This window comes from Miltoncostaea oceani (assembly GCF_018141545.1).
GTDB lineage: Bacteria > Actinomycetota > Thermoleophilia > Miltoncostaeales > Miltoncostaeaceae > Miltoncostaea > Miltoncostaea oceani.
This window is the reverse complement of record NZ_CP064357.1, coordinates 757430-784223: the sequence shown is the minus strand read 5'-3', so window position 1 is coordinate 784223 and position 26794 is coordinate 757430. Positions and strand designations below refer to the sequence as shown.

The 26794-nt window shown below is 70.1% G+C and carries 26 protein-coding genes and 1 tRNA gene; 16 read left to right on the top strand and 11 right to left on the bottom strand.

Annotated elements, in window-relative coordinates:
* The first annotated feature begins 162 nt into the window (after positions 1–162).
* On the top strand, positions 163–1014 hold the full coding sequence (locus tag IU369_RS22770; RefSeq protein ID WP_217924727.1) for a 3'-5' exonuclease family protein: 852 nt from the start codon (positions 163–165) through the stop codon (positions 1012–1014).
* Here the strand turns inward: IU369_RS22770 and IU369_RS22765 are convergent.
* Positions 1011–2648, bottom strand: a complete 1638-nt coding sequence (locus IU369_RS22765) for a M14 family metallopeptidase (RefSeq protein ID WP_217924726.1) — start codon at positions 2646–2648, stop codon at positions 1011–1013. The genes IU369_RS22770 and IU369_RS22765 overlap by 4 nt on opposite strands.
* A 100-nt stretch (positions 2649–2748) precedes the next feature.
* Here IU369_RS22765 and IU369_RS22760 point away from each other — a divergent pair, with 100 nt between their 5' ends.
* The 3 genes from IU369_RS22760 to IU369_RS22750 all read left to right on the top strand — a co-directional run bounded on the left by IU369_RS22760 (position 2749) and on the right by IU369_RS22750 (position 5650).
* Positions 2749–4110: an aspartate aminotransferase family protein gene (locus tag IU369_RS22760; RefSeq protein ID WP_217924725.1), complete on the top strand. Its 1362-nt coding sequence runs from the start codon at positions 2749–2751 to the stop codon at positions 4108–4110.
* A 40-nt stretch (positions 4111–4150) separates the two neighbouring features.
* Positions 4151–4447: a hypothetical protein gene (locus IU369_RS22755; protein ID WP_217924724.1), complete on the top strand. Its 297-nt coding sequence runs from the start codon at positions 4151–4153 to the stop codon at positions 4445–4447.
* Between the two features lie 75 nt (positions 4448–4522).
* Complete coding sequence (locus IU369_RS22750) at positions 4523–5650, top strand: hypothetical protein (protein ID WP_217924723.1); 1128 nt, start codon at positions 4523–4525, stop codon at positions 5648–5650.
* A 23-nt stretch (positions 5651–5673) separates the two neighbouring features.
* On the opposite strand, the gene IU369_RS22745 is transcribed toward IU369_RS22750, so the two are convergent.
* From IU369_RS22745 to IU369_RS22735, 3 genes are all read right to left on the bottom strand, one after another.
* Entirely contained in the window at positions 5674–6174 is a 501-nt protein-coding gene (locus IU369_RS22745; protein ID WP_217924722.1) for a hypothetical protein, read from the bottom strand.
* A 105-nt stretch (positions 6175–6279) separates the two neighbouring features.
* Complete coding sequence (locus IU369_RS22740; RefSeq protein WP_217924721.1) at positions 6280–6474, bottom strand: hypothetical protein; 195 nt, start codon at positions 6472–6474, stop codon at positions 6280–6282.
* Positions 6475–6609: 135 nt separating this feature from the next.
* Entirely contained in the window at positions 6610–7632 is a 1023-nt protein-coding gene (locus IU369_RS22735) for a DUF4417 domain-containing protein (RefSeq protein ID WP_217924720.1), read from the bottom strand.
* Positions 7633–7807: 175 nt separating this feature from the next.
* Between IU369_RS22735 and IU369_RS22730 the strand changes: the two genes are divergently transcribed.
* From IU369_RS22730 to IU369_RS22710, 5 genes are read left to right on the top strand one after another with little or no spacing between them, the layout of a single operon-like run.
* Positions 7808–8281 carry a hypothetical protein gene (locus tag IU369_RS22730; protein WP_217924719.1) on the top strand — a complete coding sequence of 158 codons (474 nt, stop codon included), beginning with the start codon at positions 7808–7810 and terminating at the stop codon, positions 8279–8281.
* The gene (locus IU369_RS22725) at positions 8278–8529 is read left to right on the top strand and encodes a hypothetical protein (RefSeq protein WP_217924718.1); all 252 of its coding nucleotides are present in this window, start codon (positions 8278–8280) and stop codon (positions 8527–8529) included. The genes IU369_RS22730 and IU369_RS22725 overlap by 4 nt, the downstream gene beginning before the upstream one ends.
* A gap of 55 nt (positions 8530–8584) precedes the next feature.
* Positions 8585–9955 carry a DNA repair protein RadA gene (gene radA / locus IU369_RS22720; RefSeq protein WP_217924717.1) on the top strand — a complete coding sequence of 457 codons (1371 nt, stop codon included), beginning with the start codon at positions 8585–8587 and terminating at the stop codon, positions 9953–9955.
* Between the two features lie 8 nt (positions 9956–9963).
* On the top strand, positions 9964–10623 hold the full coding sequence (locus IU369_RS22715) for a hypothetical protein (protein WP_217924716.1): 660 nt from the start codon (positions 9964–9966) through the stop codon (positions 10621–10623).
* On the top strand, positions 10620–11348 hold the full coding sequence (locus IU369_RS22710; protein ID WP_217924715.1) for a hypothetical protein: 729 nt from the start codon (positions 10620–10622) through the stop codon (positions 11346–11348). Before IU369_RS22715 ends, IU369_RS22710 begins: the two co-directional genes overlap by 4 nt.
* A 14-nt stretch (positions 11349–11362) precedes the next feature.
* Here the strand turns inward: IU369_RS22710 and IU369_RS22705 are convergent, their stop codons facing one another.
* Both IU369_RS22705 and IU369_RS22700 read right to left on the bottom strand, forming a co-directional pair.
* On the bottom strand, positions 11363–11827 hold the full coding sequence (locus IU369_RS22705; RefSeq protein ID WP_217924714.1) for a hypothetical protein: 465 nt from the start codon (positions 11825–11827) through the stop codon (positions 11363–11365).
* Positions 11827–12627, bottom strand: a complete 801-nt coding sequence (locus IU369_RS22700; RefSeq protein ID WP_281426263.1) for a ParA family protein — start codon at positions 12625–12627, stop codon at positions 11827–11829. Before IU369_RS22700 ends, IU369_RS22705 begins: the two co-directional genes overlap by 1 nt.
* Before the next feature lie 714 nt (positions 12628–13341).
* Here IU369_RS22700 and IU369_RS22695 point away from each other — a divergent pair.
* Positions 13342–14250: a DUF2797 domain-containing protein gene (locus IU369_RS22695; RefSeq protein WP_217924712.1), complete on the top strand. Its 909-nt coding sequence runs from the start codon at positions 13342–13344 to the stop codon at positions 14248–14250.
* On the opposite strand, the gene IU369_RS22690 is transcribed toward IU369_RS22695, so the two are convergent.
* The gene (locus IU369_RS22690) at positions 14226–15038 is read right to left on the bottom strand and encodes a GNAT family N-acetyltransferase (protein WP_217924711.1); all 813 of its coding nucleotides are present in this window, start codon (positions 15036–15038) and stop codon (positions 14226–14228) included. The genes IU369_RS22695 and IU369_RS22690 overlap by 25 nt on opposite strands.
* A gap of 79 nt (positions 15039–15117) precedes the next feature.
* Here IU369_RS22690 and IU369_RS23715 point away from each other — a divergent pair, with 79 nt between their 5' ends.
* A complete protein-coding gene (locus tag IU369_RS23715) occupies positions 15118–16404 on the top strand; it encodes a histone deacetylase family protein (RefSeq protein WP_217924710.1) in 1287 nt (428 codons plus the stop codon).
* A 45-nt stretch (positions 16405–16449) separates the two neighbouring features.
* Positions 16450–17454: a PCRF domain-containing protein gene (locus tag IU369_RS22680; RefSeq protein WP_343233269.1), complete on the top strand. Its 1005-nt coding sequence runs from the start codon at positions 16450–16452 to the stop codon at positions 17452–17454.
* Here IU369_RS22680 and IU369_RS22675 read toward each other — a convergent pair.
* The 4 genes from IU369_RS22675 to IU369_RS22660 all read right to left on the bottom strand — a co-directional run bounded on the left by IU369_RS22675 (position 17451) and on the right by IU369_RS22660 (position 23671).
* On the bottom strand, positions 17451–19508 hold the full coding sequence (locus IU369_RS22675) for a ParB/RepB/Spo0J family partition protein (RefSeq protein ID WP_217924708.1): 2058 nt from the start codon (positions 19506–19508) through the stop codon (positions 17451–17453). The two genes, IU369_RS22680 and IU369_RS22675, sit on opposite strands and share 4 nt — an antisense overlap.
* 53 nt (positions 19509–19561) lie before the next feature.
* Positions 19562–20221, bottom strand: a complete 660-nt coding sequence (locus tag IU369_RS22670) for a hypothetical protein (protein ID WP_217924707.1) — start codon at positions 20219–20221, stop codon at positions 19562–19564.
* 66 nt (positions 20222–20287) lie between these two features.
* The gene (locus IU369_RS22665) at positions 20288–21148 is read right to left on the bottom strand and encodes a hypothetical protein (RefSeq protein WP_217924706.1); all 861 of its coding nucleotides are present in this window, start codon (positions 21146–21148) and stop codon (positions 20288–20290) included.
* A 66-nt stretch (positions 21149–21214) separates the two neighbouring features.
* On the bottom strand, positions 21215–23671 hold the full coding sequence (locus IU369_RS22660) for a VWA domain-containing protein (RefSeq protein ID WP_217924705.1): 2457 nt from the start codon (positions 23669–23671) through the stop codon (positions 21215–21217).
* A 263-nt stretch (positions 23672–23934) separates the two neighbouring features.
* On the opposite strand from IU369_RS22660, the gene IU369_RS22655 reads away from it, so the two are divergent.
* The 4 genes from IU369_RS22655 (at position 23935) to IU369_RS22640 (ending at position 26793) form a co-directional block, all read left to right on the top strand.
* Positions 23935–24008: transfer RNA gene (locus IU369_RS22655), tRNA-Met, on the top strand.
* Between the two features lie 487 nt (positions 24009–24495).
* Positions 24496–25059 (top strand): hypothetical protein, encoded by a 564-nt coding sequence (locus IU369_RS22650; protein WP_217924704.1) that lies wholly within the window; start codon positions 24496–24498, stop codon positions 25057–25059.
* A gap of 276 nt (positions 25060–25335) precedes the next feature.
* Complete coding sequence (locus IU369_RS22645) at positions 25336–26085, top strand: hypothetical protein (RefSeq protein WP_217924703.1); 750 nt, start codon at positions 25336–25338, stop codon at positions 26083–26085.
* A 123-nt stretch (positions 26086–26208) separates the two neighbouring features.
* Positions 26209–26793, top strand: coding sequence for a hypothetical protein (locus IU369_RS22640; protein WP_217924702.1), 585 nt, complete (start codon positions 26209–26211; stop codon positions 26791–26793).
* The last annotated feature ends 1 nt before the right edge of the window (position 26794 follow it).

Here is a 26794-nt window from a genome sequence, read left to right as displayed (position 1 = left end):
AGAGCAGCTCCCCCGGAATCGCTGGCATGGTGATCTGTGATGGCACGGGGAAGAGCAGCTCAGGCGACCAGGGGGACCATGTCTCTGAGAACAGCTGCGCCCGCAGGGCCCGTCGAGTCGAGTGACGCAGGTCGCCTGAAGACGGCGAGCACCCCCGGCCCGATGAAGGACCTGCTCCGGTTCGAGACGATCGACAGCGCGGCAGGGCTGCGGCAGATGATCAATCGCTACCGGGACGTCCCGAGCGTCGCCCTCGACATCGAGACGGCCTCCAACTACGGCTTCGGTGCCTGGAAGGGCGCGATCCGGCTGATCCAGATCGGCGTGGACGACCCCGAGGTCGGCCGCGAGCAGGCGGTCATCGACTGCTTCCGCGTGAACCCGGCGCCTCTGATGGGCTTCCTCGGTGACCCGGACCGCCAGGCCGTCATCCACCACTCCCCCTTCGAGATCGAGTGGTTCGCCTTCCACCACGGGCTGATGCTCCCGAACACGCTCGACACCTGCATCGCCTGGAAGGAGATCCACAAGGCGCGCCTGAAGGCCGACCCTGAATACGGCAAGCGGCCGGCGACCCTCACAGCGGTCTGCGATGAGCTGTTCGGCTCCGGGCTGGCCAAGGAAGAGCAGGCCTCCTACTGGGGCCGGCGCGACCTGCTCCCCTCCCAGATCGAGTACGCCGCCCTGGACGTCGCCATCCTCCACCCGGTCGCCCGCGAGACCGCCCGCATCGCCGAGGAGCTCGGCCTGCAGGAGCAGATCGCGTCCTCGTGCGACTCGGTGCGGACGCGCATCAGCGGTTCCCTCAAGCGTCTGTCCAAGGACCGTGCCCGCAAGGACGACAGCGGCCGGCTCCAGATGGCGATCGAGCACGCCCGGAGCGTCGGCGAGCTCGATCGGATCTGGACCGCCAGCCGTCAGGTGGCCCTCCACCACGCCGCACGTGAGCGCCTGGCCGACGTCATGCGCGAGCGCCGCGGTGAGCTGGCGAGCGCCCGCTCCGCAGCCGCCTAGATCATCGCGACGATGCGCGCCAGCTGACTGGCCGCGCCAGCAGGACGGACCTCTGAGCGGCGCATGGTCTGTGGCAGCGGGCCGGTCAGCTGGCCGATCAGCCGACCGAGCCGCTCGCGCGCGTCCTGGGGCCCGCCCTCGTCGTCGATCAGGCGTGCGAGCTGGCCGGCCCAGCGGGCGGTCTCGATCGACCACCTCCAGGTGAAGTCGGCCTGGTGAGCGACGCTCGCGGCCCGGTCGGTGTAGGGCGACAGGCGGAAGATCTGCTGCGAGCGGTCGTTGACGTGGGCTGCCGGAGTCCGCAGAGCCCGGCGCTCCGCCGCGATCGGGTGATCGCTGTCACGCAGCCACGCCGGCAGGCCCCGGTAGAGCGCGTCGACCTGGGACAACGCCCAGCGCCGATCCGCGACCGCCTCCATGCCGAGCATCCCGACGCTGACCGGCAGACTCAACGGGCCAACGCGCCGGCGGACCGGCAGGTAGGCCGGCGCGCTCTCGCTCATCCGGTAGAGGATCTCGGCGGCCGTGCCATCCGGCAGGAGATGCACGCCGCGAAGACACCAGCGCATCCCCCGCCGCCGCGCCTCATGGCTGAGTCGGAGCTCGCGGGTCTGTGTGAGCGGCGTGGTGTCGCCGAAGGCGGGCGTCGAGAGGTGAGGAGCCTCGGGCACGATGAACTGCGAGGTGGGCAGGACGCTCTGGAGGTGCTGGGCCGCCGAGACACAACCGAGGTAGGTCAGCTGGGGATCGATGCCCGGGCGCCTCAGGAACCGGAGCGCCTCGCCCTCGATCCGCGGCTCCCGGATCAGGTCGATCTCACCGGGGCGCCATGGGCGCCCGTGATCGATCTTCTGGCCGAGCTGTCGTGCCAGGCCGAGAGCTCCCGGGATATCGCGGAGTGCATCCAGAGCCTCGTGCCCCGGCGGGTGGAGGATGAAGGTGAAGCAGCCCCCGACCACGGTGTCGTGGCAGGAGGCGACCAGATCCGGTCGTGTGATCCGGATCGCGTTGGCGAGTGCGAGCGACTCGGCGCTCGGGCCGGCGGGGAGGCCGTGACGCCGGCAGATCACCCCGCAGATCCAGGGCTCGACGCATCTCGCCGCCTCATGGCAGGCGCGGGCGCCATCCAGATCATCTGGCTGCTCGAACGGCCCGTAGCGCACCGGGAAGCCGTAGTCCGCCTCCCGCGCGAGATGTTCCGGCCGGATAGTCGAGAGCAGGTTCTCGAGGCTCGGCGACTCCGCCCATGCCCGGTTGATACGGGCGCCGTCGGGATCGGCGCAGAAGACCAGGTGGAAGCGAGCGAGAGCTGAGAGCGCCGGGTCGCCCTCACTGACGCGCTCCGCGAGCCAGGCCAGGGCCATCGCGCCGAGGGGCTCATCAGGGTGCGGATAGCCCCAGGCGAGCACCGACCGGCTCCCGGTCCCCGTGCTCAGCATCGTGATCGGCCGGCCGGCGGAGGAGGAACCCACGAGGCGGGCCACGTTCCCCGGTGCCCCGGCCAGACGGCCGATCAGCGCATCGAGGTGATCAGGATCGCCGCTCGGTAGTGCTCCGCTCTCCGCCAGACCCGCGATCGCCCGGGCGGGGCCTGCGCCGATCAGGCGCGTGAGCTCGTGATCTCCAGCCTGCACGCGCCGGATCATGTGCGCCCCGGCGCCGGGGCCGCGCCAATCTCTGAGGCCGACGCGAAAGGTCCATCGACGCCCCGGCGCCGCGGCGCAGTATCGGCGGATGTCTCATCCGCGCCCGTGGCTCGACCGGCTCATCGCGAACCAGCTCGAGGTCTTCGTCCAGAGAACCCCCGCTTCGGCCCGCCTGGCAGGGGCGACGCCCTCGCTCGCACCGGCGGGTGTCGGCACCCAGCTCCACAGCCACGACCCGTACCCGCTGGCGATCGCCTCGGGCGCCGGCTCCCGGGTGCTCGATCTCGACGGCAACGAGTACGTCGACCTCAGCCTCGGCTTCGGGACCATGGTCAGCGGCCACGCCCACCCCACCATCACCGAGGCCATCAGCCGCCGGGCCGAGCTGGGGGTCCACTTCGGGACGGCGAGCACCGAGGCGCGCGAGTACCTCGAGACCCTCACCGCCCGGTTCGGCTTCGAGCAGGCGCAGCTGACCAACTCGGGGAGTGAGGCCACCGCGCTGGCTGTCCGGGTGGCGCGCGCGTTCACCGGGAACCCGTGGCTGCTGAAGGTCGAGGGTGGCTACCACGGTACGACCGAGCCGCTGATGATCTCGACCCACCCGGCTCTCTCACGGGCCGGTGCCGACCGCACGCCGGACCCGGTGCCCTGGGGCTCCTGCCATGCGAGCGGGTCGCTGGCTCAGACGCGGGTCATCCCCTTCAACGACCTCGACGCCGCACGCCACCTGATCAGGGTCTGGCGTCCCGGCGCCCTGATCATCGAGCCGGTCCTTCTGAACGTCAGCTTCATCTCACCGGAGCCGGGATATCTGGAGGGGCTCGCCGAGCTCTGCCGCGATGAGGACGTGCTGCTGATCTTCGACGAGGTGAAGACCGGCTGCACGATCGGCCCGCGGGGAGCGAGCGGGCACTTCGGCGTGCACCCGGACCTGATCTGCCTGGGCAAGGGGATCGGTGGCGGCATCCCGATGGGGGCGGTACTCGGATCGACGGAGATCCTGTCGGTGGTCGCCTCGGGTGAGGCGCCCCACTACTCGACCTTCGCTGCCAACCCGCTCGCCTGCGCCGCCGGCAGCGCCGCCCTCGAGTCGGTCCTGACCCGGGGAGCGGTGGAGCGTGCCAGCCGGCTCAACGAGAGGCTGAGGATCGAGGGCCCCCCGATCCTCGATGCCGCGGGGATCCCGGCGCGCATCGTCGGCATCGGCCTGAAGGGGACGGTGGTCTTCTGGGGCGATCCGCTCCGGGACTACCGCGAATACGAGACCCTCCCCGATCACGAGCTGGGGTTCCTCTGGTGGCTGGTCATGGTCAACCACGGAGTCCTGCTCTCCCCCGGCCAGGATGAGCAGTGGACGGTCTCGGTCGCTCACACCGACGCGGACATCGACCACGTGCTCGCGGCTCTCGAGGCGTTCGCCGCCCTCGTCGCGACCGCGCGCCCCTAGGCATGGGATGACTCCCGTGCGCGCACCTACGGTCGTGACCGTGAGCGATCCTGCGTCATGTGTCTGGTCGGACCCGTGGGCGGGGTGGCCCACCCTGGCCGAGGCCGAGCTCCTGCTGGGCGTCCCGCCACGGCGCCTCGCCGGCCCCGTACGCGATCTCCGGCTCCACCCCTGTGCCATCCTCGAGTTCGCCGCTCACCATGGGACCCCGGTCGACGCTGTCGTCGAGTCCTTGAAGGAGATCGCCGGCCGCCCCCACGACCCCTACGTCTCCGCGCGGGTCGAGGATCTGGTCCGCCGGTGGCTGGCGAGCCACCTCGGCCCGAAAAGCGGGTGATCCCCGGTCCCTCGCCTACATTCGAGCGCGATGGGACGAGGTCAGAGCACGAGTGCATCCCGACCCGCCGCCGCGGTGGGTAGAGCTGACGCTGACACCCCCGGACGATCCGCACGCGCCCGGGAGACCTACGCGCTGCTGGCCGGCGCCGGCATCGACCGGCAATGGCTACTGGCGGACCTGGAGACCGGCAAGGCGACCGACCCCCGCAAGGTCGATGCCTTCGCCCTCGCTCACAACGCCATGATGGCCTGGTTCCCCGAGGCCTACCCCGGACATGAGGGCTACAAACCGGCGCTCGATCGCTGGCGCGATGACATCGCCTTCGTCCTGATGCTCGACGGCGACCACAAGGCCAAGCACACCTTCTTCTACCAGGACAGCGTCGAGCCCGGATACTGGACCGTGGGCATGGGGCAGGCGGCGCGCGCGTACTACGGCCTCCCGAGCGACGAGGACGGAGGACTGGTCTCGGCGGGCCTGCCCGAGGCGATCGCCGCCAGCATGCGTCGCGCCGACGGGTGCTTCTCCACCCTGATCCGCGAGCGCCCGAGCGCCGTGATGGCCGTCAGCGCAATCCGGAGCGGCCGCCCCATCACGGATGCGGACCGCCCCCGGCCGGGCGCTGCCGCGGCGCTCGCCTCCCACCTCGACGCCCTCCCCGCCGAGCGCCGGATCGCCTTCGAGGCCGCCCAGGATCTCTGTGAGGCCGCCGGGCTCGATCCCCTCACCAGCGGCCGCGTCTGCATGGCCGCGGCCTGGGCGCCGAGCTACGGGCGCCCCGTCTCCGAGGGGCGTGAGTGGGGAGGGAGCACCCTCGACGAGTCCGAGGTGGCCGAGATCCGCCGGATCCGCGACCAGCTCACCGTCTCCTCCGACGCCGAGCACGGACTTCCGATCCTCGGGGCGACGACGCCCCACGCCCGCCTGGTCGCCGACGCATGCCGCGCCTGGATGGCCAGCCCGCACTGCGACCATGTCAGCGAAGAGCAGCGCCAGGTCGCCAACGCCCCCGATGACGCAACCTGGGTCGACCGCACCCGGGTGCTCTGCGCCCGGACTGGCTACCTGTCAGAGCAGGGGCGCGCGCGCCTCCAGCCCGATGCCCGTCGTCAGGAGGCGCGCCTACGCGGCGTGCTCGGCTTCCTCGCCGGCGCAACCATCAAGGCCGAGGCCTCCCTCTCGCGCCAGCTCAAGGCCTGAGGTCGAGCGGACCGCCGCGGGGCTTAGGCGGGTCCCCGCCAGAGCCCCGCGGCTGCGCCGATGCCGTCCGCCGGGCCCATCTCCTCGTCGCGCATGACGCGGACCCCGGTCTGGACGAAGCTCTGGAGCGAGTCCAGGTCGTTGCGGTGATAGGCCAGCAGCTTGACTGCCTCCGCCATGTCACCACAGGCCTCACGCGCCTTGATCTTGATCAGCTCGGCGGGCATCGTGCGCAGCCCCTGCTCGGTCGCAGTCGCCTTGCTCGACTCCCAGATCGCCTGGTACCGCTCTGACATCTGCCGGTCGAGCTCACGCTCGGCACGGGCGAGCCACTCGGAGATCTGGAAGCGCAGCGCAATCGCCCGCTGGCCGACCTCGAACAGATCCGCCTTGTGCCCGCCTGGGGCGAGCTTCTCCTTGATGGTGCGCAGCTCCGGCGCGAGCTGCTCGGTCATGAACTCGGCGAGGAGCGCCTCGACGCTTGGAGGGACGGCGAGGGGGGTGTAGGCGGGCGTCGTTGTCATGCCACTGACATTACGCGGCCCGGGAGATCGGACGCAGGGGCCTCGCGTACCGAGTGAGGGCCGCCGGAAGCCGACGGCCCTCACTCAAAGATCCGGGTTCCGGAGCTAGTTGCCCTCGGAGACGCCGTCGGTCAGACGACCGATGAAGTCGACCATCTCCTGGCCGAGGAGCTGGTAGGCGAAGAAGGCCACGAGCACGACGGCGACGCCGACGAGAACCCACTCCACGGTCTCCAGGCCGCGACGAGAGGCCCGCGGGGTCGCGAGGCGAAGGAATGCGCCGTTCAGTCTTGAGATCACTTTCTCACCTCCCTCGTCTCATCGAAGTTGCACGTTCGGGGCTCCGTGGCTGGTGGTACGCCATGTCCGGGCCCGACGCAGCGACTATGCGCTGGCGGCCCTGGGCCGTTCCCTTTTTCGCTTCTGGGTCCCGGATCAGAGGATCGTGCGCATACCCGGCAGCGACTCCGGCCGCGGCTGGGCCGGCGGCAGGTCCTCGCGGCGCAGCCACCCCTCGATTCGGCGGCAGTGGGTTTGGAACCGGGCGACCCGCTCCCCCCGCGTCCCGGCCTTGCCCATCGTCGCCGCGAAGGGACGGATATTGACCGAGTGGAAGTTGCCCTGGGGGAAGATCCTGTGGAGCTCGACGATCGCCCACCCCGACACCGCGCCGGCGACCAGCCAGCGCATCGGGAAGTCCGGCGGGATGTGCTTCTCGAGCATCTCGATCCGGCTCCAGGTCCAGGCGGTCGGGTCGACGCCGGCGCCCAGGCAGTCGAGCCAGACGGTGTTCACCCGCGGGTACAGCGACATGACCAGGTCGAGCTGGCGGCGCAGGGACGACTCGCTCGACCAGGCGATCGAGGGGATCGTGGTGAAACCGGCCTCGGCGCCCTCCTGGCAGAAGATCTGCTTCTGGCGCTCGCCGATCAGGAACTGGGGCTTCGGGTCGTCGATGAAGGTGCTGAACTCGGGGCTGACGATCCCGTCGAAGTTGCGCAGGAACGGCGCCGCCCAGAACTCGGGGCCGAGGCTCCAGATGTAGTGAGTCTGGGCGTTGTTGCCGATGAAGTTCAGCAGCAGGGTGGAACCCTCGGGGAACATGCCGCGGATGTCCTCGACCCATTCCTGCCCGGGCAGGCGATCCCGGGCCTTGGTGAGGCTGACGTAGTCGATCGAGTAGGTCCCGGGCATGAGCTCGAAGTGAGGGAAGCTCTTGTAGACGTGCACGCGGGGGATGAGGCGCGACATCGGCCACTCCTCGATCGCGGGCTGGGTCATCCGCAGCCGCGAGTCGAAGCCGGCGACATTGCCGATCCAGGCGACCAGGTCCGGGTGGGCGCCCGTCCTCACAGGTGAGTCAACGGCCGTGCAGAGGCCGCGCCGGTCATACCAGTAGCGGGCCTCGGGGTTGATCCGGGTCCCGGTGATCGAGCGAAGAGGCGAGGCGGCGTACATACCGAGTCGTCCGTCGGGTTCGAGCAGGGCGGGAAGTGGATCAGGGGGAAGGCGCGTCATCAGGCGCTGACGGTAGCCATCTCGCCGACGCTGGCACATGAACCCCCGCTGCTGCCCCGCGGCCGGCTTGAGTAATTCTCGGAGCGGCCCGTCCTGGCGGGGCATGATCGGTCCGATGTCGTTCCAGCTCTTTCTCTCTGTCATCGTCGTCTGCGTCGGCGGCTGGATGATCGCCAAGGCCTACATCAAGCGTGCCCGGGAACAGCGACTGCGCGACAACCCGCCTGAGAAGGCCTGCTTCATGGTCCGGCTGCCCAAGGACATGAACGACTCCCTCGCGCGGATGGACCGCTTCTACCGCAAGCTGAACCAGGCGGTCATGACCGACGCGAACCTGCGGCGCACCGGGGAGGGGATCGTCTCGGTCGTATGGCTCGCGCACATCCCCAAGAACCGCAGCTCGCCGGAGATCAGCTGCCTCATCTACTGCCCGCCGGAGCACCTGATGATGATCAAGCGCGGCCTCGGGCAGGTGTTCGGCGGCCTCGCCGAGATCACCACCCCTCCGACCGACGTCCTCGCCGACCTGGCCAAGCAGATCGTCGACCAGGACCGGCCGGCCGAGGCGCCCGAGGCGGCAACGGCATGAGCAAGCCGACCGGCGGCGGATGGCAGTCGGGGCATAACGACTCCGGCCCCTCGGTGATCCAGCGCATCAAGCTCCGGGCCGGGGACTCGGTCGCCGGTCTGCGGCGTCCGCTCACCCGAGCCGGAGATGAGGGTGCTGGCCGCATGGAGGAGGTTGGTGAGCGTGTGAGGGAAGCCTTCCACAGTCCGTGGATACGGATCGGCCTGGCAGCGGTCTGCCTCGAGATCGCCGTGCTCATCATCCGCTGACGGTACGAAGATTACAGCGGGGCCGCCCACCGGGGCATCTAGTCTGTTACCTGCAATGGCAAAGACAAAGAGATCGTATCGCTGCACCGCCTGTCAGTTCACACAGGTTCGGTTCTTCGGCTTCTGCCCCAGCTGCAATGAAGCGGGGACAGCGATGGAGTTCGATTCGGTCCCTGACAGCGCGCCGCGTGCCGCGCGCCCTCTGAGCAGTGGTGGGGTGGCGGCGAGCTTCGGTGACCTGGGCGATGTCAGTCCCGATGCGCACACCCGCAGCTCCTCCACGATCGCCGAACTGGACAGGGTTCTCGGGGGCGGGATCGTGCCCGGCAGCTACATGGCCCTCTCCGCCGAGCCCGGCCACGGAAAGAGCACGCTCGCCTCCCAGCTGCTCGCCGGCCTCGCCGGTAAGGGCGCACGGGTCGGCCTGGTCGCCGCGGAGGAGTCGGCCGCGCAGGTGAAGATGCGTTTCGACCGCCTCGGCCACAACGGACGCGATGTGCAGATCACCTCCGAAACCGCGGTCGAGCGGGTGATCGACGCAGCTCTCGCCGGTGCCTACGACCTGATCGTCGTCGACTCCATCCAGACCGTCTTCAGCCTCGAGTCCTCGGGCACGCCCGGATCGATCACCCAGGTGCGCGAGTGCGGCCAGGCCCTGATGCGTCTCGCCAAGGAGGGCGGCACCAGCGTCCTGCTGATCGGTCAGGTGACAAAGGACGGCAGCCTCGCCGGCCCCCGGACCCTCGAGCACATGGTCGACGTGGTCATGCAGCTCGAAGGCGACCGCGACCAGCAGCTGCGGATCCTCCGCGCCGTCAAGAACCGCTTCGGCTCGACCGATGAGATCGGCCTCTTCGAGATGACCGGCGCCGGCCTGATCGGCGTCGACGACCCCTCCGCCGCTCTCGGCACCCGGCGCCAGAGCGCGCCGATCGGCGCCGCGACCTGCCCCGTGATCGAAGGGGCCCGGCCGATGATGGTGGAGGTCCAGGCACTCGTCTCCCCCACCAGCGCCAACCAGCCGATCCGTGCCTGCCGCGGCATCGATCAGAAGCGGTTCCAGATGCTGCTCGCGGTCCTCAGCCGCCACGGCCAGATGCGCCTTGGCAGCCACGACGTCTTCCTCCAGCTCGCCGGCGGCATCCGGGTCGACGACCCGGCCCTCGACCTTGCCTGCTGCCTAGCGATCGCATCCTCCTACAACGAGTCGGAGGTGCCCCTGTCGGTCGCCGCCTTCGGGGAGGTGAGCCTGCTCGGTGAGATCCGTCCGGCCCCCCAGTCCGAGCGGCGCCTCTCCGAGGCATCGCGGCTCGGCTACTCCTCGGTCATCCAGGCGCCGGCCCACACCAGCGTGGTGGCCTGTCTGGAGGCGGTACTCGGAGGCAATCGGCAACTTTCCACAGGGCCTGGCGAAGAGGGCCCATGATCGACGCCGTGAACGCGACCGTGACCATCTCCGGCAGCTACCGCAAGCACCTGTCGGCAATCCTCAGGGCTCGCGAGGAGTTCATCGAGCTCGGGATCTCGGTGCTGCGTCCGACATCCGGCCGGGTCATCGAGGACGCCGGCAACTTCGTGCGGCTCGAGGGTGATCCTGAGGATCCCCGCCGGGCGGCCGACCACCAGCTCACAGCGATCCGGTCGAGCAACCTCCTCTACGTCGTCAACCCCGGCGGCTACATCGGCGGCAGTGCGATGTTCGAGATCGGCTATGCGATCGCACTCGGACTGCCTGTCGTCAGCTCGGAGCAGCCCTTCGAAGCGGCGGCGGCGGCGCGGACCCGGGCGGTCGGAGCCCCCGCGCGAGCGGTCGGGCTGCTCTGCGCGCGTCTGATGCTGCCGGCCGACCTGGCTCTGATCTCCCACCTCGTCTCACGCCCCTCCTCCGAGGGTCCGCTTCTCGGGGGCGCATACGTCGCGAACCGCTGCGAGACAGGCTTCGCCCTGTCGCGCCCCGGCGGGGACACCCTGGTCACCATGAACCAGGAGGGGCATCCCGAGCTGGTCGCCGACGACTGCGCCGCGCGCCAGCTCATCGCCGTGATCCGGGCGCAGATGACGGACACCCCTTCCCGTGAGAGTCTGCCCGCATGAGCTCCGTCGTCCTCCGGCACGTCGAGGTGCGCACCTGGCCCGAGCGACCGGACGTGCTGGTGATCGATCAGGACCGCGCGGTCGCCCTCGCACACTTCCGCCTCGACGACATCCCTCCCGGTGCGGAGGGCGATCCCGTCTTCGACCTCAGCCGCCCCTTCGAGGAGCGGGCCGCCAGCGCCCTGCGCCACGTGGAGAGCGATCAGGAGGTCCTGAAGCTCCACTTCGAGGCCGACCCGCAGTTCTCGGTTCACCTCGCCTGCACCCCCGAGCCGCGCGCGAGCCTCGACCTTCTCCTCGGCGAGTACGGCCTCAGCCTCGACGCGGTCGAGATCGGTCAGCCGGCGATGCTCCTGCGCCGCCTCAACGAGCTCTCGGACGAAGCTCTCTGGTCACTGCTCGCCGACTGGTACGACCGGGCCGAGCGGCGCTACCCTCCGGGCACCTCGCGTCAGGAGCCGGGCTCGTGGGTTCACCGCGCGCACCCGGACCGGGCCGACCACTTCACCTCCATGGCCGGCGGCGACCGCGACCTGGCGGCGGAGATCTTCCGCGAGATGATCGACGTCGCCCCGGGTGATCTGCGGCTCTACCCGCTCCTGCAGTGGGTCTTCTTCAGCCGCACCGAGTTCGCCGACCTGAAGATCGGGCCCCCGCCCGCCTTCTCCGCCCTGCTCGGCATCTCAGGTCAAGCAGACCCCGCACCCGCTGCCGGGTCTGCTTGACCTGAGCGCGCCGCTCAGTACCCGCGCGCCTGGGCCTGACGGAACACCCGAAGACGCTCGCCGAAGGACTCGTCGGGCACCTCCGGCAGTTCGTGCACGAGCATCTGGATCAGCTCGATCTTCGAGGTGGTACCCCACCCCTCCCGCTCGATCAGGGCGATGAACCGATCGAGCCGCTCGTGCTGGGAGAGTCCGAGGCGCGCGTGGACGTTCACCATCCGCTCGGGCTCGCGCAGGACCGACTCGCGCGCGCGGCGCGGGATCGAGGGCTCGGCGATCGCCGGCGCCTGCTCGGAGGCCGGGGCGGGCGCCGGCGCAGTCGAGACGGGGGCGTCCGCGACCTGGGAGGCGGCGGGAGGCGCGGGCGCCGCGTTCTCGCCGATGCGCGGCGACCCGGGGACCGCACGCCGGGGCGGAGCCGTCCGCCGCGCGCGCCCGCGCTGCGCGAGCTCGTCGAGTACTCCGACCGAGTCAGCCATCAGCGACGCACCTCCACAAGCAGGGAACGGACATGGTCGGCCAGGCGCGCAAGCTCCTGCTGGGCCGCCACGGTGCGGGCCGATCCCCTCTCCTGCGAGCTGAGGGCGGTCCGAAGGACACGGCGCGACAGCACCAGGTGGTCGGAGATCGCGGGTGCGACGTCGATCTGGTCGGCGCGCGCCAGGGCGAGCTTCCGCAGGCGTTCGATGAAGCCCCGCGGCGGGGTGCGCGGCACCATGTTCGGCACCAGCACGAGTCGGTACGCGCTGAAGAGGTCGGCCATCCGCTCGAGGGCGTCGAGCTCTCGGGAGCGCAGCGGGACCGGCACGAGGACGAGATCCGCGACGCTGATCGCCGCGTCGGCAAGGAGGTTGTCCCCCGGCGGGGTGTCGATGACCACGTAGTCGGTGTCCCATGTGCGCGACCAGGCGGAGATGCAGTCGGCGATGTCCGAGTCGGTGAGCTCGAGGACAGCGAGGTCCGGGTGGCTCGGGACGAGTCGCGGGCGGCGCGAAGCCCGCCGCGGCGTCGGAGCCCGTCCGTCCGGGCCGGCCTCGAGGGCCTCGAGGAGCGGGGCGCGCTTGAACCGCTCCTGGCGGTAGCCCCACATGGAGGTGGCCCCTCCCCCGTGGTGATCCAGATCGAGGAGGACCGCGTCGAGCTGGGCTGCGAGCTCGAAGCTGATGGTGGTCTTCCCCACTCCGCCCTTCTCGGCGGCGACGGCGATGATGGCCGCCCGCTCAGTGGCCGCAGGGGGCTCGAGCAGGGCGCGGGCTGAGTCTGTTCCGTGAGCAATCATGGTGCGCTGTTCGCCGCGGCAGGGGCGACTCCTTCCATGCACGCGGGCGCCCCCGTGTCCGGGCGCGCGCCCGGCCATGCCCTCTCCCCCACCGGGCACGGAGCGCCCAGGCCGTGGTCAGTCAGCGGACCGGGCCCGGGTCCGGCCTGGCATTGCCTCGGGCCACCCGGAGCCCGAGCCAGGGCAGAGAGCGGACTGGGGCTGGAGCAACCGCGGGCCATGGTTCATGACGGTCACGACACGCCGCGGGCATGGCCCGGCACCTCCACGGCCACGGCCAGGTCGCGGCCGCATGATGGCCCCCGGCGGCCCCCGACAAGACCAGGGCAACGAGCGGACACGGCCCGGAGCGAGTCGCAGCCGTGAGCAGCCATGGCCAGCAACAGCCCCGGTGCGCGGGCGGGCCCTGAGCGGAGCCGGCCCGCGGCGTGATCACGCCGTGATCGGACCGTGAGCACCCCAGGTCTGATCGTGTGGTGATCACGCAGTGATCACGGTCGGAAAGCCCACAGGCTCCGGGTTCGGGGCAGTCTGACTCAACGCGGAAGGTGGGGGAGAGAGGGAAGAGGTGGGTACGAGACCCGGCGCCTCGAGTCGCCCGCGCCGGGGCCGAGGTCAAGCGCCCCCCACACGCGGTGCGCACCCTGCTTGACCTCATGGGAGTCCGAGGATCCAGCGGGTACGGACCGCTCGGGGCCTACGATCGAGGTCGTGATGGATGAAGAACTCCACGGTCCCGAGCCCCTGAGCGGCTCATGGCTGGTCACGGGTGTCGGACATGACGGCACCCGACCGGCCCTCGAGCTGCGGTCCCTGGTCAGCGCGAGCGAGAAGCGGATCGAGACGATCGGCTCCCACCTGTCATTCCGGGTCTTCGGGCCGCGCCGCTGCATCGGCTACCGGGCACCCGACTCCCCGCGCCTTGTCCCCTGCCCCGAGAGCTCGGAGCTGCTGCGGGGCAACCAATGCGAGGCCTGCGTCGAGCGCGCCCAGCTGATCCCCTGTCTTCGCTGCACCGGTCTGCGTTGCTCGAACCCCGCCCGTCGCGCCGAGTGCGTCCAGCCCGAGAACCACGCCGTCTACCTGGCCAGCTTCGGCCCGGGGATGATGAAGGTCGGAGTCGCCCGCTGGCACCGCCGCCGCGAGCGCCTGGTGGAGCAGGGCGCGGCCGCCGCCCTGATCGTCGCCCGCGATGACGGCCTGCTCGCCCGGCGCCTCGAGGCGACGATCCGGGCCTTCGGCGTGGCGGACCGCGCGAGCAACACCGAGCGCCTCAGTGCCATGTGGTGTGCCGACGACATCGCCTCGATGCGCAGCGAGCTCGGGCTGCTGGCCGAGGGGCTTCGCCGGCGCCTGACGAACACCGCCTGGCTGCCGCGGCCGGAGATCGTCGACCTCCCTCCGATCACCCAGATCGCCTCACCGGCACCATGGGTCCACCCTCGCGATCAGGACGTCTTCGAGGCCGAGGTGATCGCCACCGCCGGCCAGTGGGTCGTCATCGACCGCTTCGGAGCGAGAGAGGCCCTCGAGCTGGTCTCCCTGGTCGGCTACGCGATCCAGCCCGAAGCCGAGGCCTCTGCCCCGGCCGCCGAGCATCAGATGGCGCTGCCGCTCGGCTGAGGCTCGGCGGGGGAGAGGAGGGAGCGCCGCTCCTCGATCTCGTCCGGCCGGGTCCGTGAGAGAAGCTCCACTAGGTCCGGGTCGATCGGATGCAGGATCCAGATGGAGTCCTCGGTGAGACATCCCTGTCCGCCCGAGAGCTCGAGCCAGCCGATCGAGCGGGGGAACAGGCAGCGTCCCTCGGATGGCAGCCGGTAGCCGGCCCACCGCTCCCAGACCTCGTGCGCCGCGTGGACCTCGAGTGACCGTTCGCACCAGCCGATGATGTGCCCACCGATCGCCTCGTGCGCGCGGATCCAGGGATCGGCATGCCGGCCGTCATCGAGGCGCAAGGCCGCGTAGTCGGCAAGCGTCATCTGTGGCCAGCTGTGGCGCGCGGACGGGCGCGCCGGCGCCAGCATCCCGCGCATCCCGCGCTGGGTGGCCTGATCCTTGAGCCCGACCAGCATCCGCGCACCCAGGCCTCCGCCGCGGTGCTCGGGCAGGATGCTCGTTCCGAGGGCGCTCGCCCAGCGACCGGCCGGATCGGCGGTCGAGGACCGGCGCAGGACCTCCATCCATGAGGGCGGGAGGTTCCGGGGATCCCCGTCCCAGTCGACCAGGCAGCCGTCGGCGGTCGCGATGATCTGCCGGGTGTCCTCGGCTACCACCCACAGCGCGGTGTCGTAGTCCCACTCGATCACCTCATCGCCCTCGTAGTGGAACGGGGCCCAGACGAGGTTCTCGATCTCATGAGCGGCGTCGGCGTCGGCCGCGGCGCCCGGGCGGATGACGGGGAGGCTCTCCATCGACTGAGAGTCAGGCCGCGGTGATGCTGTGAGCGCGAACTTCGCTTGCGTCGCCTCCCTGCGCGCCCATGCTCGCCGCGTGAGGCAGAACTGGGACACGCTCGAGCGCATGAGGGAACTCGCTCGCCTCGGGCCGTTGAGCGAGGCGTTCGCCTACGCGCCCGAGCTCGGCTGCCTCCTGCGTCACCTCGACCCGGCCCTCTGGCGGCGGTTCAAGTCGGCCGACCCGAGATGGCGACCCGCCCAGGCCGACGATCTGGCCTTCCTCCACTACTGCGAGGGGCTGCCGGAGATCGACCTGCCTCTACTCCTCTGCGCCGCCGTCGGCGACATCGCCACCTGGCAGCGCGAGCTCGACAGCTCCCTCGTCTGTGAGCGGTCGATGATCACACCCGACGCCCATCGGCCGGCGGGCTCGTGGCCCATGGCCCAGGTCCCGGCCATATGGCTCGCTCCCGGACCCACGAGCTCGCGCGCTCGTGTCTACGCCCCGTCTGCGTGCCTCGACTACCCCCTCGCTCCGCCCGAGCTCGGATGGGCACGGGAGATGCTGGAAGGGCGCCCGCAGGGGGAGTGCACCCCGGCGACAGATGAGCAGATCGCCCGGGTCCACCCTTTGCGTCTCCTCCGCGACATCGACCGCTTCGCCGCCTCCGGAGGAGGTCACTTCGATCCCGAGACCCCCGTGATCCGTGAGACGCCGGCGGCGATCAGGGCGGCCGCCGGCGCGATCGCGAAGGCCGTCCGGGACGGCCTCGGGGACAGGGGAAAGCGGGTCGGGATCTGCCTTGCACGTCCCGGCTCCCACCACGCCGGCGTGGACCGCCCGATGGGGACCTGCCTGATCAACAACCTCGCGGTAGGCGCCACGGAGGCTCTCTCTCAAGGGGTGGAGCGCGTCGCCATCGTCGACGTCGATGCCCACCACGGTAACGGGACCCAGGAGATCTTCTGCGCCGACCCGCGGGTCCTCGCCGCGAGCATCCATCAGTTCCCGTTCTACCCGGGTACCGGGCTGCAGAGCGCAGACCCCGGGATCCTCAACCGACCGGTGCGCACCGACGCCGGCCAGTCCTTCGCCGAGGAGTGGACGGCCGTCCTCGGCGCTCTCGTCGCGCACCGACCCGGTCTCATCCTCGTCGAGGCGAGCTTCGACGCGCACGAGCTCGATGGGATCAGCGAGCTCGGGTGGCGGGACGAGGACTACCAGCGGGTCTTCCATGACCTGCGCAGCCTCAGTCTCGGGCTGGGGGTGCCGCTGGTGCTCGAGGTCGGAGCGGCGGCGACGCAGGTCGCCTTCCGCCGCGGTCTTGCGGCCACGCTTCACGGACTCGCCCAGGCGGAGGCCGAGGCCGACGCGAGATGAACACGTCGTGCCTCACCGGCGTTGTATCGTCACCAGGTGTCATGACTGAACTCGCCCCCGGACATCCGCGCTCGCAGGTGCTGCATCTCGCCGCAGCTGCTGGGCGCTGCCTTTAGCCGGGCAGGAGATCGCGAGGGTCACGCCGAGGCGGACCGCCTCGCCTCTGACCTGTCAGTCATCGATCAACTCCGCGGCGACGCCGACGGACCCGGCCAGGACGAACTCGATGTCCTCGAATCCGAGACCCTGGCACGCCTCGACGCCCTGACGCTCTCATGTGCCTTCGGGGGCACTCACGACAACCGGCCGGCGATCCTCAGCATCCGGGCAGGGGCAGGCGGCGCCGACGCGCGCGACTGGGCCGGACAGCTGCTGCGGATGTACCTGCTCTGGGCCGAGGGCTCACGCCGGCGCGTCAGCGAGATCGACTTCTCCTACGCCCAGGATGAGGGCATCCGTCAGGTCGTCATCGAGATCGGCGGCCCGAATGCCTACGGCCTGCTCCGGGGGGAGTCCGGCGTCCACCGCGTCTCTCATCTCTCGCGCTTCGGCCAGCAGGGCAAGCGTCAGACGAGCTTCGCCGCGGTCGAGGTGATCCCCCGCATCGACGGAGTCAAGGGCCTCCAGGTCTCCGCCCAGGACCTGCGTGTTGAGGCCTACCGGGCCTCGGGCCCCGGGGGCCAGCACCGCAACAAGACCGACTCCGCGATCAGGATCACCCACACGCCGAGCGGTATCAGCGCCCAGGCGAGCTCGGACCGCTCACAGCAGGCCAACCGAAAGATCGCCATGGCACTGCTCAGCTCCCGCCTGGCCGAGCGCGAGCGCGTGGAGCACGAGAGGATGCTCGCCACGATGCGCGGGGCGCCGGCGAGCGCCGGCTTCGGGCAGCGCAAGCGTTCCTACATCCTTCATCCCTACCGCGCGGTCAGCGACCACGAGTCCGGGTTGAAGGTCATGAACGACGCGGCGCTCCAGAGCGGGAACCTCGACCCCTTCCTGCGCGCGCAGGCCCATCAGCGCGTCCTGGAGCTCGCCCAGGCGGACTAACCGAGGCGTGCGAGGGCGGCTTCCGGGTCGCGCTCGAGGGCGACCAGGGCGCTCAGGACGAGACTCGGCTTGCCGAGGCGGGCCTCGAGGCTGGTCGGGTTGAGGCCCGCGATCACCGGCTCGGAGCCGAAGGCCTCGTGCTCGACCCACTCGAGGGCGGCCTCGAGGATCTGGTCGTGCTCAGCCACCCGGGAGACGAGGCCACGGGCCTTCTCGGGCTCCACCTGCTGGCGTGAGACCAGGGCAGCCACGATCTGCGCCTCACCGGTGAGGACCCCGAGGCCCTCCAGGCGGGCTCGGGCGGCCTCGGTCGACTCGACCAACGCGATCAGCGAGCTGAAAACCAGCGAGGGCTTGCCCAGCTGGGTGAGCAGGCCCGCGGGTGAGAAGCCGGCGACCAGCGGTGCTGCCGGCAGCGAACCGGACGCGATCCACTGCTCGGCGATCGCAACGAGCGGAGCACCGGCGTTTTCGACCCGCTGGCCGAGGTCGAGGGCCTTTTCCGGGTCGAGTCCCTGGCGCTCGGCGAGGGCGTCGGAGAGCTCCTCGGCGAGGGACAGGGGCATCGAGCCATCGTCCTCATCGGCCTCTACGCCCTCGTCGGTCCCGGTCTCGTCCGCGTCGGGCTCCTCGTCCTCGGCAGCGAGCGCGAAGTTGCCATCGTCGTCGGTCTCGGCCTCGACGATCTCCGGCTCGACGATCTCGCCCGCGGCCTCATCCACGCGCAGCTCATCGGTCCAGGAGGTGTCGCCACCCCAGGACTCTGCAGCGGGGCCGAGGGCGGCCGGCGGCAGCCATGAGTCATCGGCCTCCGGCGCCGGCGGGAGGGCGCCCATGTCGGGCAGGTCCCCCAGCCCGGAGCGGTCGGCGCTCACCGCAGGGAGATCGGTGAGGGCGTACGACTCGCGGCGCTCGGGGTCGGCCCCGTCGCCGAGGTCGGAGACCAGGCTGGACTCGAGCGATGAGAAGCGGTGCCCGGCCTCCAGGTAGCGGCGGACGAGGCGCCCGGTCAGCGTCCGGGCGTCCTCGGCGTCCAGGCCGCGGACCCAGTCCCAGATCTGCTCGTAGCCGAGACCCTCGGTCTCGAAGAGGTACTCGAGCATCTCCTGGTCGTTGCAGCTGCGCAGCAGGACATAGACGAGCATGCGTGTCTGATCGTCCTCATCGAGGTCCGCGCGAAGCACCACGTGGGGGATCTGGGTGGCGTCCTCGGGCCCCACCGGCTCGAGGTCCTCGGGATCAGGCGGCGCCTCCTCCTCGAGCTCCTGCTTGGCGGTGCGGATCCAGGATGAGAGCTTGGTGACGCTGACTCCGCCGGAGGCCGCGCGGTTGGCGAAGGCCTCCTGCTTGGCCGCCGGCAGGCACGCGAGCGCCTCGCCGTGGCTGGCCGAGATCTCGCCCTTGTCGATCTGTTCGATCACCGGCGCCGACAGCGTCAGCAGCTGCAACCGGTGCGAGACATGCGAGGCCGAGACGCCCAGCCGGCGCGCGACCGCTGCCTGGCTCAGCCCCCCGAGCTCGACGAGGGCCTTCATCGCCTTCGCCTCGGCGATCGCCGAGAGGTCCTCGCGCTGGAGGTTCTCGGTGATCATGACGTCGAGGATCCCCGCGTCGCTCAGGTCGCGGACCTCGCAGCGCAGGCAGTTCCATCCGAGCATCTCGGCGCCGCGCTTCCGTCGGTAGCCGAAGACGAGCTCGAAGGGCCGGTCGTGGGTCGCGCCCGGGGGAGCGGGGCGGACCATCGCCGGCTCGAGCTGCCCCTGGACCCGCATCGACTCGCTCAGCTCCTCCACCCCGTAGTACTGGGGGCGGATGTTGGCGATCTCGAACAGGTCCTCGATCGGGATGTCGCGTACATCCGGCGGCGCCTCGGCCGGCTGCTGGCGATCGGGAAGGTTCTCCTCGTCCTCCTCGTCAATGGTCGCGACCACGCCGTCGGCGCCGACCGGCATCAGGCTCTCGACTCCGGTCGGATACTGGGAGACCGGGGTGATCTCGGTGCCCTCTCCGGTGGCCGGGACCGGCAGCTGGTCAGTGTTCGGGGGCTCGTCCATCGCCGCCGATGATGTCCGTTACCGCCCCGTCAACGAGCGATCTTCCACTGCCCTCAGGAGGGGGTGGAGACCAGCGCGGGGACCCCGACGAAGTCGGTGTCCCCAGGAAGGTCGATCGCGTCCAGGTCCGGAGCGAGCGTCGGAGGCGGGGGAGGGTTCGTGAGGCTGAAGACGTTGCCGAGCGACCAGTCAGCCGGCAGCGAGGAGCTGTCCGGGTCCTCGATCGCGAGCACGAAGGTCTGGATGGCGCCGCGGATCCGGGCGGCATAGACCGGGTCGTCGCCGGTCAGCTGCCCGGGGACGCGGTAGGCCCAGCCGGCCTCGGCGCGCGGGGCGATCCCCGGCGACAGCCAGCTGCGCAGGTTCGTGCGATCCGCGAACACCGGGGACGCGACCTTCGCGGCGATCCACGGGTAGATCTCCCCCGAGTCGGCCTCGATGATCTCTCCGGCGATCTCATCGGCACGGGCCAGGCGGTGATCGAAGCGGATCACGAGCCTGCGACCGGTGAAGGGGTCGCTCAGGGAGAAGTCCTGATGCGGGAACTCGCGGAGGATCCGGTAGCCGCTGATCAGCTGGTCGAGGCTGCGCGCGGACCCGAGGGCCCGCTCGGCGACCCGGGCGTGATCGGCGTAGAGCGCGACCCTGCGGCCGTCCTCTTCGATCGCGAAGCCGGTGCCCTCTCGAAGTTCCTGGTAGCGGATGACGTCCACGAGGCTGATGCTAGGACGGGCCTCTTGGGCTGCGCGCCTTTTTCTGTTCTCCCCGGCGGGCCGGGGCTAGCGGTGGCGGGTCTCGCGCTCCCTGCGCTCGAGTGCCGGCCGTGCATCCAGGAACCAGCGGATGCTCTCGAGGACCGGATCACGGGAGGCCCTGACCCCGTTCTCGACCAGGGCGCGGACGTCGATGTGCTCGTGGACCCGCCGGTTGCGGAACCAGAGACGCAGGCGGCCGCGGTCCTCCTCGATCCGGACCCCGCAGTACGAGGCCGCGACGGCGAGCTCGCTTGTGATCGCCGGCACGTCCACCGAGAGCCAGAGAGCGGGGGCGCCCACGCCGACGGCGCCGTCCAGGCAGGCCGGGGAGGGCAGTCCGAGGACCTCAGCCGCCGCGCAGGCGCGCCGTGGATCCGAGGCGGCGATCAGCGCCACCCCGGGCCCGCAGGGGAAGCTGATCAACCCACCGGCTCCGAGCCGGTGCATCACCACGGCGTCCTGCCAGGCGGCGTCGATGCTCGCCGGCTTGCCGGCACGGTGCGCGAGCTCGTAGTCGCTGGCGCCGGAGGGAAGCGGAGTGCCGCCGAGGGCTTCCGCCTCATCACGGCTCGACGAGACCAGGTAGTCCGCATACCGCGCCACACCGGGCCGGCCGCGCAGAACGGCGGACAGGACAGGGGCGCGCCCCGGGAGCTGATAGATGGCCTGGGTGCGACCTGTCCCATGGTCGAGAGGCGCGCCGCACTCACAGATGCGTCGTGCCTCCTCGAGGCAACAGGCCATCAGGACCGCCATGCTGACGCTGCCTGCGCGCCGGGGCAGCTCACGGCGCGAGACGGCCTGCTCTCCGCAGGGACAACGCCAGTCGGTGCGGACGCACACGGTCTCGACGAGGTCCCCGTCGGGGGTGATGCTGTAGGCCACGCCGTGATCCTAGGTGCGGGGAACAAGCGCCGACCGCATCTGTCACAAGGTCGCGGGGCTAGCCGGTCAGTGGCGCCGGCGCGGCTTGATGAGCTTCATCATCAGCTTGCCGACGTGCTTGGGGAGGTCGCCGATCGCCTCCAGGTGGACGAAGTCGGATCCGAAGAGCTTCTTCATCCCCTCGACCTCCTGGCCGCGGTGACTCGCAGGGGCCGTGTTGTAGTAGGCGCCCACGACCGTGATGCCCTGGCTGCGGGCCGCCTCGATCTGACGCCTGGTCCCCTCGATGTCGTTCGGCATGCCGTCGGTGAAGATGACCATGACCCGGGCCTGCTCACGACGCTGTGAGAGGCGGGCGTTGGCGAACTCGACCGCTTCGGCGGTCGGCGTCCCGCCGCCGCCGACCATGTGGGAGCCGGCGATGGCGCCGAGGCCGTTCGCGCGGGATCCGTACCCGACGAGCTCATAGTGGTGGGCGCTCGACCCGCCCGAGTCGAAGCCGTAAACGCTGTGGGGGACCTTCAACTTCTCCATCGCGATCACCATCGTCTGCGCGGAGTCCTGCAGCTGCTTGCGGGCCGAGTTCATCGACCCGGAAAGATCGACGACCGTGTCCACGGCGAGGTCGACATCGAAGTCCCGGCCGGGCTGGACGAAGACGTCCGGCTTGCCGATCGCGGCGGAGGTGATCCGGCGCCGGTCAAGGCGGCCGCTCTCCTGGCGGCGACGAGGCGCAGTCGCCTGGGTGCGGACGAGCTCGAGCTGTGCGGCGAGCTGGTTGCCGTAGCGGGTCAGGTGGCCCGAGGGGGGAGTCGGTGCCTGCGGGGCGATCTTCTCGATCCCGGTGATCTTCTGGTTGGCGGGCGGACCCCAGGACTTTCCGTCGATGTCGCCCGCCTTGTCAGCCGCGTTGCCCCGGCCGCTCTCCTTGGCGACGTCGGCTGCCGCGTCCTTCTCGGCCTGCTTGGCGGCCTCCTTGGCCTCATCGCCCGACGCGGACCCGGCCTTCTTCTCCTCGGCGTCCTTGCGGTCGGCGTCGCTGATGCCACCACCGTCGTCACCCTCCTTGGCGCTGCCGGTCGTGTCGGAGGTGCCGTCGCCGGCCTTACCGGCGTCTCCGCGCTCATCCCACTCATCACCGGTGTCGAAGGGGGAACCGGTGTCGAGGCCCGAGTCGCCCCCGGACTGCTCCTCGTCTCCGCCCTGGCCGCCGCCCTGACCGGGCTGGCCCTGGCCGGGCTGGCCCTGGCCGCCACCCTGTCCGGGATCTCCTCCGCTCTCGCCGCCCTGGCCCTGCTGCTGCTGGCCGCCGTTGTTGGACTTCTCGTCCTCGGGGTCGGGAAGCATCCCGTGCCGGGCGAGGATCTCGGTGACCTTGGCGCTTGCCTCCATGCACTCGCGGGTGTTGCCGCGCACGCCCTCGTCGATCAGCGGCCGGCACTCGTCCAGGCAGGCCTGGACCTTCGGGTGCAGCAGCTCCCCGTCGAGGGTGAACTCCGGGACCGACTCACACAGGAGAGCGGCCCGCATCTGGCGCTTGTAGTCGAGCGGCTTGTCGCCGAGGACCGGAATGTCGACGCCCGCCGGGATCTTCACCATCTTCGTCCCGTCCGGCGAGACCACGACCTCGAGCGGGTTGCCGTCCACATCCACGGGCACGTAGCCGTCGGGGCAGGGCACCAAGGCGTCCTGATCCGACTTGTAGACCTTCGGGACCCGCGGGTAGACGTGGTTGAGCATGCTGATCTGGCGGTACTCGTTCGGCTCGTGGACGCGCAGGTGGGTCTCGATCCGCCCGTCCTCGATGATGTTCCAGACGTCCTTGCCCTCCACCGCGGCGATCTGCTTGCGCTGCTCGGCGTGAAGCTCGGCGGTGAGCTTGTCGAAGGCCTTCTGGTTCGGAGCGATCAGCGCGTCGCGGCGCTGGCCGGCGGCGGTCGCCTCAGCCTCCAGGCGGACCATCTCGGCCTTCATCAGCGTGAGCTGCTTCTTGGCCTCCTTGGCATCGGCCGGCGCCATGTTCGGGATCTCCTTCTCCATCCCGGCGACGATCGAGGCGATCTGTCCGTGCTGGAAGGAGGCGGCCCGCTGCTCCTTCTCCGCCTCGACGATCTTCGCCCAGTCGGGGAGCTTCGCGAACCTGCCGCGGATCTTCTTGATCTTCTCGCCGCTCTCGGCGACGTCGTCCTTCATCTTCGCGATGAACTCATTGAAGACATCCGCCGCGGTCCAGCGGTGGTGGCAGAGCTCGTGGCTGGTCAGGCCCCAGGTGGCGAGGGCCTTGTCCCCGGGGCGCCCGTCCTTGGGGACGGTCTTGTCCACGGTGATGTTCCCGGCCATGTCGGTGTAGGAGCCCGAGGAGCCGAACTCGATCCGGATGTTCCTGTCGCCGGCGCGGGCGCGACACCAGACCTCGATACGGCGCCGGAAAGTCTCGTTGTAAATCGGGTCGATGCGCTCACGGGCACGCAGGGTGAAGTTGGTCCCGCCGATCTTCGCACCGGGTCGACGAAGGCTGCGCATCGCGCCTCTCATCTCCGGAGTGCCGCTGGCACCCTTCTGTCCTCGCCCTCGCGCCATCACCGATCACTCTAGGCGGAAAGTCCGGCCCTGCCGGAACTCTCTCGCCCAAACGCCCTCCTATCAGTGCCGCAAGCGGCGATGTCAGCGGCCGCGGATGCCATCGCCTCGGTGTCTGTCAGGAAGGATCGCGGCGGCGCTCACACGGAGCCGGAGATGAGGAGACATGCGCCTATTGACGGCCGGTGTATGGTCACTGATACCCCCACGGGGTAGAGCAGTTTGGTAGCTCGCCAGGCTCATTACCTGGAGGTCGTCGGTTCGAATCCGGCCCCCGTTATGAGAGGCCAGTGTTAGGGCTTGTTTCCACTCCAGCCCTTTGAGGAAGGCTCGGCCGTGTTCCCTGATCCCTCATCGTCTCGGCCCAATCCCCGAAGTGCGGACAGGGGTATCGAGCCACCGGCCCGCGGGCGGTTCTCCGACTCCGCTGAGGGCTTCCGGAGTCGACTTCCCACTGATGACGATGAGCTGGATCGACTGATCGAGAGGGTCCAGGCCCTCTCCCGGCGGCGCCCGGAAGGGTAGAGGTGCCGGTGAACGGATAGCCCTTCGCTCAGCGCAGTCGGAGGCCGGGGGCCTGCCAGGCCCGCTTCTGGGCTGATTCGCCTGGGGCGGGCGGCGCGGACTATGAGTGCCGCCGAGGAGCCTGTGTATCGGCTGGGAATTGCTCAAGAGCTCTTTCCCTGGGTGGCTGGGAGTGGCACGGTGGTCGTCCGCCGTCCACGCTGAAGGGTCGAGCTTTGCGAGCAGTTCGGGTCCAGAGCCGCGTGCTGATCGTCGTGGTGTTAGTCGCCGTCGGCACTGGCCTCGCGGTCGCTGCCAACCAGGGGAACGAGGAGGCGCCCGCGGGTCTGGGCACCACTCAGGTGTCGGCCTTCCTGCGTCTGGATGCGGCTCCAAGGCCTCTGCCGGGTCGCGCAGCGGACGCCATCGGCCGCGCGGGTCTCGGCGTGAACGCCGGCCGGGCAGTGGAGGCAGCCGAGCACGAGGGGTACACGCTCTACCTCGCTGCCGCCGATGACGAGGGCGAGGTGTGTCTGGTGCCAGCGAGGAGTAGCGCCGTGATCTCGGTGTTGTGCGGGCCGCGCTCCAACGTCGCCGACGGCAAGAGCTTCGGCACTCTCGTGGTAAGCGAGCCCTCCAAGGACGGGAGTGGAGGAAGCGGGTTCGACTTCTACCTCGTTCCCGATGGTTACGAGGAGGTCGCCAGCGCGAACGGTCGAGCGCCGGTGGTCGATAACGTGGCGGTGCTTCCCCGTCCGGACAGCAATAAGCCGCAGGGCGTTCTGACGTACGTTCGGAGCGATGGCCGTCGCGTCGCGGTTCCCTGAGATCCTCGGATGCTGTGGTCGCGCGATCGTTGCTGACTATCTGACGTCAGGTCGTCGCGGTCAGCCCGGCCCAACGCGAGCGAGGCGGAGCAGCCCCGCCAGGCCATGCGGCAGAGCAGACTTGACCACCGCGCGGGCTGCAGAAGTGGCGGGGTCCTGGAGCTGGCTACCTCATTGACAGAGCGGGCCGGGCGGCCGCCGGCGCCAGCACAGGTGGACCCGTAGTATCCCGCTATGGCGGTGCCGTGCCCTAAGTGTGGTGGTACGCAGATCCGGATGCTCGAGGCGGGCTACTTCGAGTGCCTGTCGCCGGTCATCGTCGGCGCGGCCCCAGCCGGGCTACACGGAAACCTCTCCGGTGTCCCGATGCCGGTCCACGGACCATGTGGGCACCTGTACCAGGCGGCGCCGGTCTCGGGAGGATCGATGTGCCTCTGCGGGATGTTCGCCATCGGGAAATGCCAGACATGCGGACTGGAGCGTTGCGGCATCCATGGGACCCACAACGCCGAAGGCGTCTTCGTGTGCGCGGAGCACATTGCCGAGGCCCGCGCCACGGCCGTGCGCCAGTCCGAGGACGCGGCGCGGGAGGCGGCCCGAAGAAGGGAGGAGGAGCAGTCCCGCGCCCTGGCCGATCTGCTCGCGACGTCACTCCCCGGCCTGCGTCCTGACGCACGCGCCGGCCCGGACCTCGCTGCGGCGCTGAGCGAGCACGCCGGGTCCTGGAAGGAGCGCCTCAGGATCTTTGGCTTCACGACGGGCCGACCGAAGGCCAAGAAAGCTCAGGGCTGGTGGTTCACCGTCGGGTCACGCTTCGACCGTGAGAGCTACACGCCTAAGCGCAAGGTGTGGATCCTTGTGACAACCGAAGGGCACGTCTACCGGGCCGAGACCGGCGATGTCGATAGCCCGCCGAGGTCGATCGACACCCCGCTGAGTGCCCAGTACATGAGTGAGGTCACTGATAGCCAGCTCGAGTGCATCGCGCAGCAGGTCCTGCGATGGAAGGGCGAGCGACCGTCCTGATTCAGAGGCCGTAGCCCGCCCGCCAGGAGCAGCGACCCGACCAGAGCCCAATCCGGATTAGGCTAAGGCAGATTATGCTGTCTCGGGCGTCTCCGACTGCACTTCGATCGAAGGGGATTCGCGATGGGATTCGTGACGCGGCGGCGAGTGATTGCGGTAGGAGTATGCGCCGCGGTGTCAGGCGTAAGCGCCGGCCTGCTCATGCCGTCAGACCACCAGGGCGCAACGCCTTCCGGGGCCGCGACCGAGGTCCGGCCGGCTGTCGCGACGGAGATCGCGGTCACACTGGCGACTCCCACAGGAACAGTCGAGATCGAAGGCGGGGCACTCGACCGGGAAAGCCTTCGCTACGGCGGCGCGTCGACACGCGCCGTCGCGTTTACCGGCGTGGACGCCGAGACCGGGTTCGTCTGCCTCGGGATCACGCCGGCCGGGCCCAACAGGTCAACCGCACTTGGCTGCGATCCGCAGGCGCGAGCAGCTGCACGTGGTCAGCTGATCCAGTACGACGCCCCGGGTGGTGGGAGCATCGCCGCCTATCGGGATCTCTCCGGTATCCGGCAGTCCCTCGTGGACGGCACCCCGCTCCGCGCTCCTAACGGTGTCGTCGTCGTCCAGGCGAGGCTTGGCGAAACACTCCAGGTGGACGTGAAGGGTGCTGGCGGACGCGACAAAAGCTTCACCGTCACCGGACGGCGCGCAGGATGAG

Bases quoted from the DNA above. Each gene is read 5' to 3' on its own strand.
- IU369_RS22770 (WP_217924727.1), top strand. From the start codon at position 163: ATGAAGGACCTGCTCCGGTTCGAGACGATCGACAGCGCGGCAGGGCTG.
- IU369_RS22760 (WP_217924725.1), top strand. From the start codon at position 2,749: ATGTCTCATCCGCGCCCGTGGCTCGACCGGCTCATCGCGAACCAGCTC.
- IU369_RS22745 (WP_217924722.1), bottom strand. From the start codon at position 6,174: ATGACAACGACGCCCGCCTACACCCCCCTCGCCGTCCCTCCAAGCGTC.
- IU369_RS22735 (WP_217924720.1), bottom strand. From the start codon at position 7,632: ATGTACGCCGCCTCGCCTCTTCGCTCGATCACCGGGACCCGGATCAAC.
- IU369_RS22730 (WP_217924719.1), top strand. From the start codon at position 7,808: ATGTCGTTCCAGCTCTTTCTCTCTGTCATCGTCGTCTGCGTCGGCGGC.
- IU369_RS22725 (WP_217924718.1), top strand. From the start codon at position 8,278: ATGAGCAAGCCGACCGGCGGCGGATGGCAGTCGGGGCATAACGACTCC.
- radA (WP_217924717.1), top strand. From the start codon at position 8,585: ATGGCAAAGACAAAGAGATCGTATCGCTGCACCGCCTGTCAGTTCACA.
- IU369_RS22710 (WP_217924715.1), top strand. From the start codon at position 10,620: ATGAGCTCCGTCGTCCTCCGGCACGTCGAGGTGCGCACCTGGCCCGAG.
- IU369_RS22705 (WP_217924714.1), bottom strand. From the start codon at position 11,827: ATGGCTGACTCGGTCGGAGTACTCGACGAGCTCGCGCAGCGCGGGCGC.
- IU369_RS22700 (WP_281426263.1), bottom strand. From the start codon at position 12,627: ATGATTGCTCACGGAACAGACTCAGCCCGCGCCCTGCTCGAGCCCCCT.
- IU369_RS22695 (WP_217924712.1), top strand. From the start codon at position 13,342: ATGGATGAAGAACTCCACGGTCCCGAGCCCCTGAGCGGCTCATGGCTG.
- IU369_RS22690 (WP_217924711.1), bottom strand. From the start codon at position 15,038: ATGGAGAGCCTCCCCGTCATCCGCCCGGGCGCCGCGGCCGACGCCGAC.
- IU369_RS22675 (WP_217924708.1), bottom strand. From the start codon at position 19,508: ATGGACGAGCCCCCGAACACTGACCAGCTGCCGGTCCCGGCCACCGGA.
- IU369_RS22660 (WP_217924705.1), bottom strand. From the start codon at position 23,671: ATGCGCAGCCTTCGTCGACCCGGTGCGAAGATCGGCGGGACCAACTTC.
- IU369_RS22645 (WP_217924703.1), top strand. From the start codon at position 25,336: ATGCTCGAGGCGGGCTACTTCGAGTGCCTGTCGCCGGTCATCGTCGGC.
- IU369_RS22640 (WP_217924702.1), top strand. From the start codon at position 26,209: ATGGGATTCGTGACGCGGCGGCGAGTGATTGCGGTAGGAGTATGCGCC.